Origin of the sequence: Sporocytophaga sp., from assembly GCF_017745095.1 — a bacterium.
GTDB lineage: Bacteria > Bacteroidota > Bacteroidia > Cytophagales > Cytophagaceae > Sporocytophaga.
In genome coordinates, this window is record NZ_JAGHZZ010000007.1 from 323,792 (window position 1) to 334,426 (window position 10,635).

The 10,635-nt window shown below is 33.9% G+C and carries 13 protein-coding genes; 6 read left to right on the plus strand and 7 right to left on the minus strand.

Annotated elements, in window-relative coordinates; translation table 11 throughout:
* The first annotated feature begins 352 nt into the window (after positions 1-352).
* On the plus strand, positions 353-724 hold the full coding sequence (locus tag J7604_RS13080) for a TerB family tellurite resistance protein (protein WP_293896775.1): 372 nt from the start codon (positions 353-355) through the stop codon (positions 722-724).
* A gap of 52 nt (positions 725-776) precedes the next feature.
* Here J7604_RS13080 and J7604_RS13085 read toward each other — a convergent pair whose 3' ends face one another.
* Positions 777-1,811: an endonuclease/exonuclease/phosphatase family protein gene (locus J7604_RS13085; protein WP_293896777.1), complete on the minus strand. Its 1,035-nt coding sequence runs from the start codon at positions 1,809-1,811 to the stop codon at positions 777-779.
* 227 nt (positions 1,812-2,038) lie between these two features.
* On the opposite strand from J7604_RS13085, the gene J7604_RS13090 reads away from it, so the two are divergent.
* The 4 genes from J7604_RS13090 to J7604_RS13105 all read left to right on the plus strand — a co-directional run bounded on the left by J7604_RS13090 (position 2,039) and on the right by J7604_RS13105 (position 4,910).
* Entirely contained in the window at positions 2,039-2,902 is an 864-nt protein-coding gene (locus J7604_RS13090; protein WP_293896779.1) for a helix-turn-helix transcriptional regulator, read from the plus strand.
* Between the two features lie 98 nt (positions 2,903-3,000).
* Positions 3,001-3,201, plus strand: a complete 201-nt coding sequence (locus J7604_RS13095; RefSeq protein WP_293896781.1) for a hypothetical protein — start codon at positions 3,001-3,003, stop codon at positions 3,199-3,201.
* 180 nt (positions 3,202-3,381) lie between these two features.
* The gene (locus tag J7604_RS13100; protein ID WP_293896783.1) at positions 3,382-4,308 is read left to right on the plus strand and encodes an NAD(P)/FAD-dependent oxidoreductase; all 927 of its coding nucleotides are present in this window, start codon (positions 3,382-3,384) and stop codon (positions 4,306-4,308) included.
* Positions 4,305-4,910 (plus strand): short chain dehydrogenase, encoded by a 606-nt coding sequence (locus J7604_RS13105; protein ID WP_293896785.1) that lies wholly within the window; start codon positions 4,305-4,307, stop codon positions 4,908-4,910. The genes J7604_RS13100 and J7604_RS13105 overlap by 4 nt, the downstream gene beginning before the upstream one ends.
* Before the next feature lie 77 nt (positions 4,911-4,987).
* On the opposite strand, the gene J7604_RS13110 is transcribed toward J7604_RS13105, so the two are convergent.
* The 3 genes from J7604_RS13110 to J7604_RS13120 all read right to left on the minus strand — a co-directional run bounded on the left by J7604_RS13110 (position 4,988) and on the right by J7604_RS13120 (position 6,121).
* Positions 4,988-5,158, minus strand: coding sequence for a hypothetical protein (locus J7604_RS13110; protein ID WP_293896787.1), 171 nt, complete (start codon positions 5,156-5,158; stop codon positions 4,988-4,990).
* Positions 5,159-5,206: 48 nt separating this feature from the next.
* Complete coding sequence (locus J7604_RS13115) at positions 5,207-5,392, minus strand: hypothetical protein (RefSeq protein ID WP_293896789.1); 186 nt, start codon at positions 5,390-5,392, stop codon at positions 5,207-5,209.
* An 81-nt stretch (positions 5,393-5,473) separates the two neighbouring features.
* Positions 5,474-6,121, minus strand: coding sequence for a hypothetical protein (locus J7604_RS13120; protein ID WP_293896791.1), 648 nt, complete (start codon positions 6,119-6,121; stop codon positions 5,474-5,476).
* A gap of 298 nt (positions 6,122-6,419) precedes the next feature.
* On the opposite strand from J7604_RS13120, the gene J7604_RS13125 reads away from it, so the two are divergent.
* Positions 6,420-7,094, plus strand: coding sequence for a hypothetical protein (locus J7604_RS13125; protein WP_293896792.1), 675 nt, complete (start codon positions 6,420-6,422; stop codon positions 7,092-7,094).
* Positions 7,095-7,165: 71 nt separating this feature from the next.
* Here the strand turns inward: J7604_RS13125 and J7604_RS13130 are convergent, their stop codons facing one another.
* The 3 genes from J7604_RS13130 to J7604_RS13140 form a co-directional block, all read right to left on the minus strand.
* Positions 7,166-9,475: a T9SS type A sorting domain-containing protein gene (locus J7604_RS13130; protein WP_293896793.1), complete on the minus strand. Its 2,310-nt coding sequence runs from the start codon at positions 9,473-9,475 to the stop codon at positions 7,166-7,168.
* Between the two features lie 51 nt (positions 9,476-9,526).
* Positions 9,527-9,706, minus strand: coding sequence for a hypothetical protein (locus J7604_RS13135; RefSeq protein ID WP_293896794.1), 180 nt, complete (start codon positions 9,704-9,706; stop codon positions 9,527-9,529).
* 224 nt (positions 9,707-9,930) lie between these two features.
* A complete protein-coding gene (locus tag J7604_RS13140) occupies positions 9,931-10,164 on the minus strand; it encodes a hypothetical protein (protein WP_293896795.1) in 234 nt (77 codons plus the stop codon).
* Positions 10,165-10,635: the final 471 nt, after the last annotated feature.

Below are 10,635 nucleotides of genomic sequence, written 5' to 3' on the forward strand. Positions count from 1 at the left end.
ATTCATTTGTGATTTATATATTTTGTGGACATCACGAAAAGAATAAGTAGGAGAAAAAATAAATATAACCGAGCTAGAAAAACATTAGAGATTATATGGTGAGGTCTCAATAGCTTTAACAATGAACAAAGAGGCTAATATTGCTGACAATAATCGTTATCATTATAGTTTACCGGTAAATAAAATTTCAAGCCAGTGCAGAGACGCCATGTCTGGCGTCTCTACATACTGTAATAATCCTAATTTTTTTTTTGCTACCAAAAGTTAGTTTTATACTTCTCCCCTTTAGCTTTCTGCTAAATAGTAGTATATTTAACTATTATATCATCATTAATATTTTTAGAAATCAAAAATGGCTGAAATCGATAAACTTTACGAAGCTTTTGGCGAACTCGTTTATGCAGTTGCAAAAGCAGACGGTGCTATTCAAAATGAAGAAAGAGTTGTACTTGAAAATGTCCTTAAAGATGACAAGTGGGCTTCCGATATAATCTGGTCTTTCAATTACGAAGACAAAAAATCAAAGACAGTAAAAGAAGCCTACTCCAAAGCTATTGATATTTTTAAACATCATGGCCCCTTTTCTGAATATGGAAAATTCGCAGATGTTTTGGAAAAGATTGCTTTGGCATTTCAGGGAATAAGTAGTGAAGAAAAAGAAATTATATCCAACTTCCGTAATGAATTGACTACGGTCTTTAAAAATGATCCGAGCATACAGTAAAAGCTATAAGCGGTAAGCCTTTACCGCTTATAGTTTTCTTTTTTGTAATAATTCAATCCCAATTAACACGATCAAAAAGTTTTATATTCACCACTATTTGCCCATGATCTGATACATGAAACGGTTTCCTATCCATTGAAACCGTAGTATCAATCACATGATCATTATATGCTCTTACATCGATAATCCTTCCTATTTTGGCAGAATTGAGATCTGCAAAATGATTACTTACAAATATGTTATCAAGACTTTCGATATGCCCGTTATGGATATAAGTGTAATGGTAATTATCTATGCTTTTCCTAGCCTGTACATCTATAACATTCTGAAGTACTTGCTGCCATAATTTTATTTTTTCTTCCGGCTTCAGTTTTCTATAAGGGGGTTCACCAATAATTGCTTGATTTGTTACCGATGTATCTCCATCATTTAAGTCTCCGAGAACCACTAATGGTTTGTTATTGTCTACCGAAATTTGCTCAGAAACAAGTTGCCTTACACCTGCCGCCTCTATTCCTCTTCTGATCAGTGAGCGAATGCTTCCTATTGCTTTCTCTGTATAATTAGCTGCATCTGCACGAAACCCATCACGGTATATAGGCCTTTTGGATTTTAGGTGAAGAACAAAGACAATTAAAGAAACCGAATCATTTAGTTTGATTTCAGCCTTTAATACCCCTCTGGAAAAATGGCTAATGGGTATGAAAATTGACGAACTTTCCAACAAAGGTGTCACAGGTCGGTCGTCAAAAAATTCAAATTGAAAAGGTATGTCTTCAATTACCTGAGTATTCACAATCGGAAACTTACTAAGGATTGCATTAACAGGTAATTTGCCAGTAGGTTTTGCAACAAATAGATGCCAATTCTCCATATGAGTACCTTTTAAACAATCCCTTAGCGCCTGCTCTTCAAAAATCTCTTGAAACCCTATAATATCGGCATTCATATTAAGCAACTGATTCCTGATCCAGCCTACTTTCTTAGGATACTGTTCAGTTGTATATTGTGGCCACGTATTGCCGTATATACTCTTCTCTGCAGTAATCAGATTCTCCACGTTGAAGGATGCAATAGATACTTTCATATTATGTTAATTATTTATTAATTTTAGTTAAATAGCCGAAAAAAACTCAATCTCTACTCCTCATTCCCAACATGGATCACCTCATTCTTATATAAATAATATTCGGGACTGTTTGTCAAGCCAGTTTCATTAATATTCATTCCCAATGAAGATTATTGGACAAAAATATGACTTTGTTTTAAAAACTTTGTTTAGTGGCAAATTAATGTTGTACTTTGATTTTTCTTATGAAACAGATCCCTATTCGAAGGTTATCATCCAAATACACCGAATTAAGTGTAACGGGTCAATTTAGCATTCGCAAAATAACAGATATACTAAAAGGAAGAGATATTGTTCACGACCTGCATAGGCATGATTTCTTTCTTATTTTGCTACTTGAAAAGGGTGAGGGTACCCATGAAATTGACTTTATAAAACATCAACTTCATAATCACGATATTTTTATACTGAGACCTGGTCAGGTTCATGCGCTTTCTATAAAATCAAAGAGTACAGGATATATAATGGAATTTGATCCGGCCTTTTATCAGCCCACCAATAAACCAGCCGATCAACGTTTTAGAAAAGCAATAGGGAAAAATTATTGCAAAGTTAAGAAAAACAATTTCAACAAATTAGAATCTATTTTATCCAGTATTTTCAATGAGTTTAATAAAAAGCAAGAAGATTATATTGATGCTATAAAAGTATACCTTGAATTATTCTTTATTGAATATTTAAGACAAAGTGTCAATGAAAAGAGGGGTTCAAAAATAGAAAACTTATATATACAAGACAGGTTCGAGGAATTAATGAGCCTATTGGAAGAAAACATTTGCTCCAAAAAGAACGCTTCTCAATATGCAGAACTTTTAAACCTCTCTTTATATCAATTAAACTCTATAACAAAATCATCTGTCGGTAAATCTATTTCAGACCTCATAAATCAACAAATCATTCTTGAAGCTAAAAGATTTTTGCTAGGAACAACTAATCAGATAAAAGACATCGCTGATCATATAGGTTATGACGATGTTTCCTATTTCATTCGCTTTTTCAGGAAACAAACCGGATATACTCCAGACGCTTTTCGCCAGAATTTCAAATAAGTCCTATCCATCTTTATTTTTGTCCTATCATGCTGCCGACTGCATAATATACCTTTGTAGTCATAAACTAATTCAGTATGAAAACAAAAATGAAATTAATGATGGCTCTTAAGATATGGGCAGTCATTTATCCATCCATCACCATTTTTCTATTACTGTTTGGTGAACACATTTCCGTATTTCCCTTATACATCAGAACACTAATTCTCACGGTTACATTAGTGCCTTGGATGGTCTTTGCTGGTCTACCTTTATTAGACAAGGCCATTCAATATTTAACAGAAAATAAAGCTAATTAATATTTCAGATTGGCTATTTAAGTCTCATTGAAGATAAGAACTTTTAAAGTAAAAGCTAAAATACCTCACACTAAATCCCTCTCCTTAAAGAGAAGGTCATTAATGTACACATTAACGAATGCTTTACATAACAAGCTCTTTCCTTTCCATTAATCTCAAGCAATTAAATGATAAAATAATATGGACCACTATGATGTAATAATAATTGGAGGAAGTTATTCCGGACTTGCGGCCGCAATGGCTCTTGGCAGAGCTCTAAAAAACGTTTTGATCATTGACAATGGAGATCCTGGCAACAAGCAGACACCTTACTCACATAATTTCTTAACTCAGGATGGCCATCCACCATTTGCAATATCATCTAAAGCAAGGATGCAGGTCGAAAAATATCAGACAGTTTCTTTCTTGAAAGATAAAGCCATTAAAGGAGTAAAGATTGTTACTGGTTACAAGATAGAGACTGAAAAAGGAGAAGCTTTCACAGCCAGTAAATTGATATTTGCTAGTGGCATAAAAGACATTCTACCTTCGATTAATGGAATTGAAGAATGCTGGGGTATCTCTGTGCTGCATTGTCCTTACTGTCATGGTTATGAAGTTAAAAATGAAACAACAGGTATCATAGGCAATGATGTGAATGCTTTTGATCTAACGCAGTTGATTTCAAACTGGACTCAGGACCTTACTCTTTATACAAATGGTCCATCAAAGTTATCTATTGAGCAAACTGAATTGCTTTGCAAACACATGATAAAGGTTGATGAGCACAATATATTGGAATTAGTTCACAGCCAAGGGCAGATTAAAAGCATTTTATTTACTGACGGCTCATATACTGAAGTAAAAGCAATTTATGTTAAAGCACACTTTGAACAACATTGCTCCATTCCAATAAGCTTAGGATGTGAAATAAACAAAGAAGGATATTTAGTAACTGATGGCTCACAGGAAACCACTGTTAAAGATGTATATGCCTGTGGAGACAATTCTTCTCGTATGAGAACTATTGCTAACGCCGTAGGAACAGGAACAACAGCTGGCATAGCTGTCAGTAAGTCAATAATTGTAAACAATTTTAAAACAATAAGTAAACAAAAAGAACAATGAAAAAATTGAAGATCATAATTGTTGGTGGGACCGGTACAATGGGGAAACACCTAACAACTGCTTTTGAAAAAGAGCATGATATAATAACTGCTGCGAATAAAGGTGGAGATATTCAGGTCGATATAACCTCTACTGTTTCAATTGAAAATATGTATAAGAAAATTGGCACTTTTGACGCCCTCGTTTCTACAGCAGGTCCGACCTATGTAGGGCCCTGGAATACTCTTACTGATAAAGAATTCAGACAAGGCGTTGAAGGTAAAATGATGGGACAAATAAATCTGGTTCTAATTGGTCAGCATTATATTAACCCTAAAGGATCCTTTACATTAATTACCGGTGCGCTCTCTCACGACCCTCAGTTAAATTTTACAAATGCTTCAGCAGCCAATGGAGCAGTTGAGGGATTTGTAAGAGCTGCAGCAATTGAGTTAGGAAATGGAATAAGGATTAATGCTGTAAGTCCAACTGTAATTGAATCATCTCCACAATACTTCCCCTATTTCCCAGGTGATATTCCTGTAACTATGAAACAATTAGAATTTGGTTTTAGAAAAAGTGTTTTCGGTGCAAATACCGGCCAGATCATTAAGCCTTATTAAATACTAATTGGAATCTGCGGACATGATTGATCAATGTTATCACCTCAATAATCCTTGCACACAGGGGATTATTGGGGTTATTTATCAGGATTTGGGGGACTTATTGGTTTTATCCTACTTGTTTCGCAACCTAATTCGTTTAAGTATATTAATCCGTTTTGATTCTCTAATTTATTATCTCCTGTCCAACCATTTTTTATTCCTTGTGAGATTATTTGTCTTATAAACTTGGGTTCATTGATATTCACTCTATCAGTTGTTTTGGTAATTTTATTAATCAACTCAATACCGGACTTTTATGGTTGTCCAATATAATAATCTTCATAAGTTAAAAATTCTATAATTAATGGTGTCTGTTTGTGACCGCTTAAATAAACCTTAACTGTTAATGTATTAGATTCATTCTCGGAATGGTATTTATCTGTAACTGAATACAAGTATTCCAGGCTATCAATTATGATTTTTCTCAGCTTACTTTTCATACTGTCGAATTCTAGCAAAAAAGATTCTTATTACTATAGTTATTTAGATAGAATTTGAAATTCTTGGAAGAAAAACTACAACTATTTAAATTCAACAATTTTACCACTGGCCAATATTTTATACTTAAGAATTTCGCCCTGCCCATCATCAGTGATTATTGAATAGTCTTTATTGATACATCCGATTTTCTCGGCATAATAGGGAGCCCGCCCTCCTTCGTCGTCGATACTGTAAGAGCCTGCGTGAGCATAAAATCCAAATGAGATCTTTGAAATTAATTCGCCCTTTTTAGTAAATGTACAGAAATACATTTCTGAACCTTCTTCCTCTTCTTTGCCAAACACCATTCCTATATATTTCTGAGCTTTAATAACCACATTGTTTACATAGACTATATTAGACTCCAAATAATTATCTATTGACACTATCTCAATAGTATCACTATCCCAAATATTCTGAACATACACATCTTTCCTTCCTCCGAAAAAAAACTTTCTGATAATACTCTCAGCTTCATCACTAGGATGTCTCTCTCGACTTTGATTAATATCAAAGCTATAGCTTTCAATATTTGATTTTGCTTCTTCCGAATACTTTGTACAAAAAGGTAAACTATCAACTTCATAACTTTTAATAAGACTTAAAAAATCATTATCACTCTGAGCCTGGGCATTTATAGCGGAGACTGTTACAAATAAAAATCCGATAAGGATCAATGAATGTTTCATATTAATTACTGCTGATTCTCTAATACTCGCTTTAATAAAGAATACATGGATATTTGCCCAACATTTCTGTAGTTACGCGAAATTATTTTATTGAATTACAAAGGTAATAATAAATAGCGATACAGTCATTACTCTCGAAAATCCTCGTCTCAAACAAAAATATAGAAGAACAAAAAGGTTCAATAAAGAACGAAGTAATTAAATAATCCTTGAGATTATAAATTTATTTTACAGCATCAATATCTAAAAAAACTCTTTCCTTCACTTCATTTGTTTTGATATAAAGGAAATTAATACAATGAAAAAACTATCTATACTATTTACGACCTTATTGGCATCCATCTTTATCTTGAGCGGATGTCATGATGGTGACTATTATGATTCAAATTATAGAGGTACAGGGTATCCCTACAATTACAATTATAATTATTCGTATCCTTATGATTATTCATACCCTTATTCATATTCTTATCCTTACTATAATTCTTACTCATATCCTTACAATAATTCATATCCTAATTATAATTATTATGGAGGTCATGGACATCATCACGATCATGATGCGAACATTAATAATAACAATCTACAAGGAGGGGGAAATAAAGGAGGTACCAATATGTTCAATAACCAACCTACCAATCGTAACAATACTGGAGGCGGTAATCCTGGAAAAGGTAATAATATGAATATGGGAGGTGACCAACCTAGTGTCAATAGCAATATGGGAGGAAGTCACCCTAGCGGAAGTTATAATCCTGGAGGCGGACATCCTAGTGGCGGAAACAATATGGGCGGTGGCCAACCTGGCGGAGGTAATAACATGGGAGGCGGACATCCCAGTGGTGGCAATAATCCAGGAGGTGGTCAACCTAGTGGAGGTAACATGGGAGGCGGCCAACCAGGTGGCGGACATAATATGGGAGGTGGCAACCCTAGTGGTGGTGGTGGTAGTCCCGGTGGTGGACATAAATAAATAACTCACTAGTCCTCGTTGAAACGAGGACTAGTGGTCATTACATCTGATATTCAAATAGCTTTCGCATTTTACATTTTTATAAGTTTTCCTTTTCCAATCATTCTATTTTTCGATTCAATTTTATAAAAGTAGATTCCCTGATCCAGATTAAGATCCTTCAAAGTTATATTGACATCCATAGAAATAACTTCTACATCCTCTTTATATTTTGTTTTTCCTTGAGAATCGATCAAACTTAAAACGACATTTTCGACTTTGTCCAAACCGTTTATTGAGAATGTCATCTCTTCATTGAATGGATTTGGGTAAGTTAAAATCTTTAAATTATCCGAACTAATTGAACCTATTACACTCACGGGAACAAGCTTTGACTTACTTAAAGAAGATTTGTAGAATATTGTATCCTTGTTTTTGCAGGAGGAAAATGGTGTTATGGATCCAGAATAAGTAAAGACTCGTAAATCGTCACAAGGCTCTATTAAATCTTTTATTCCAATGTAACCACATTCTTTTGCGCCTAAAGTTGATATATCAAAGGTAATTACGTTGTTTGAAATATTATCCCATGGAAGACTACTGGCTATTGGTAAAATACCCTGAGGATATTCCAATTTTAATTGGACATTGCTTACCGGCACATCTCCATAATTACAATAGAAAATATACGTAGAATCAGGATAGTCACAAGAATTAAAATGTTCACCAGTAAATTCAGAAAACGAATCTTTTAGTCTTATTTCAAGCAATGGACAGTTTTCTATTTTTAATTCCAAATCCAATCCTGACACATCCTGATTCTCTCCTGTAAACTTTACTTCATAACTATTTTGGAAACAATTTTCCTTCCATTGTGCTACATCAGATTTCACTTTCACCAAAGAAACATGATAAGTACCTGAATCAACCTTGAACTCATAATTTCCATTTTGATCAGTAATGGTATAATAGCCTCCAGGCGAGGCAGTAACTGCTACATTGGATAATATATCCTCTCCGGAATCAAAGCTGCAATTTCCATTCTTGTCAGTGAAAACTTTTCCTTTTATAGTATTAACGCGTTTGGGCATAAAGGTTCCATCATTGATACATGATACATATATAGCTGTTCCATCATCTTGAGAAACAAAAGTAGTATGACCTAAGGTGATTTTTCTCATAAATAGACCAATCATATAACAATTTCCTTTTGAATCTGTGGCAAGTAAATTTTGCGGCCCATCTAATTGGTCAATTGCTTCTATTGGTGCAGTGATTGACCAAATTTTTTCGCCATCTGGATTACATTTTATCAACAAATCTTTTTCTGAAACAACATAAATATTCCCTTTATAGTCGGTAGTAATATCACCTTTGGCGTCTGATTTAACCCATTTAAAATTCCCTGATGTGTCATACTTACAATAAAACATTCCCCTGTAATCATCTTTCTTGCGTTTTACTTTTACACCTTCAAAAACGGCGGAATCCCCAAAAGTCCCACTCATATAAACATTTCCCAAATTATCTAAATGAAGAAATTGCCCTTTATCATCATAATAATTTACATATGGAGCTCTTTCCCCTCCTGCCCTTTTAGCCCAAACAGAATTCCCATGCACATCGAACTTCGTCAAAAAAATACTTATTTCCCCATAAGGCACCAACGAATTAGTACCAAAAGAAATGCTTCCATTGAGAGGAAAATAATAACTTCCAAAGCTACCGGTAATATAAATATTTCCTATTGAATCTACAGAGAAGTCATTCACCTGAACCCCTCCCTCGGTTACTCCAGTTGTTTTGATCCATTGAAATTCTCCCGAATCATTAAGCTTTGAAATTACAATTTTTCCATCTTCTGAAACTGGCAAATCAGATTCAAACTTTACTCCATTGCTTGTTATGAGGTATACATTACCAATATTGTCGGTTGAAATCATCGGAGTTTCAAAATATGATCCTGAAAAAGTTTTCTTTGCCCATAAAAAATTTCCGTTGTAATCACATTTAACTAGAAAATTCGAATATTGATAATTGTCTCTCGATAACTGGTATTGACCAAAAAGTACAGATCCATTAAAATTCCCAGCTATGTAAATATTCCCTTTAGAGTCCATACAGATTTTCATCATATTCACATTACCTTTTATCGTTTTCTCCCAAACCAAATTGCCCTCTGAGTTGTATTTTGCAAAAAATAATGGTACGGATAACTTAACGCTATCTAATGAAACTGCACCATAAGAAGTGCCTGCTACATATACATTTCCAGAATCATCACAGGCTATCGATTTTGTTCCTTGATACACCTGTATCCTGTTAGACCATATAAAATTTTGAGCTTTTAGATGATTAACTGTAAACAAGAAAAAAAATACTAGTAGAGCTTGGGTTTTCATAGTAAAGATTTAAGAGTGAAATGCATGAAGGAAATAAAAAATCAAGAGGTTTTAATCTCTTTCCATTACACGGAACTTCAACAGAATTATTTTATCTCTGACATATTCGCAATCGAAGAAATTATTAAAAACCCCAAAATCGTTATCAAGCTTTAGTGTCTGAGAATAAATATCATACATAAAGATGAACAGAGTTATTGAGATAAAAATAAACGTTTTAAAAAACTTCATAAATAGTAGTTATATAAAGTAGACTTATCTTTTCCAAATCGTTCCCACTCTTCTCAAAAAAATTCAGGAACCACAAAAAAATCAAATGGATAATATCAAAACAAAATGCTTCATTGTCGTTATTAGCAAACCTATATCACTTTTTGGGCTAGACATAAATAAATGGCGATATAATCGCCATTCTCGGAAATCCTCTTTGCAAACGGGACTATTTGGCAATACGACTAATCCCGGTCATGATCATGGTGATGTTTTTTGTCATGATCATGATGATGGTCACGATCATAGTCATAGTCATAATTATAATCACGATCATGGTGATGACGATCCCCTTCATAATAATATCCATCAGGGTATGAATAATTGTAACCTGAATCATAATGATCTCTATCATGGCATCCACTCAAAAAAAAGATGGATGTCAATAGGGCTATAGATAATAAAGACAACTTTTTCATAATTCAACCTCCTTTATATCAGAACAAATGAAAGGAAGAAAAGAGTTTTTGGGAAGGAATGATGCTGTAAACTAAAATCATCATCACAAAAGGATCTAAATTAATCGCATACTTGTTTTACCTTTTCTTTTATTCCAACATGCATACTCGTTCCATGCCAAAGTTCTAAAAGATTTGTCACTCTGCTTTAAGCTTTTAACTTTCAACTTTTTTTTATCTTTGCGATTCATATAAAAACAAAACACTATAGACCAGACACCAGACTAAAAATTTTTACATATAAAAATATTGCGTTAGCATATTCTTGGTCCTAAAACCGGCGAAATTTTACGATATACAAGAATAGCTAGTGTTCCGCTATTGCGTGGGTAGTCGTAGACGTCGTTTTCAGCATAATAGATGTACATAAAAAAGACCCCTGGCGCTGCTGTGTAAATAATATTCCGGATTCTCCACCAATCCAGCTCGAAC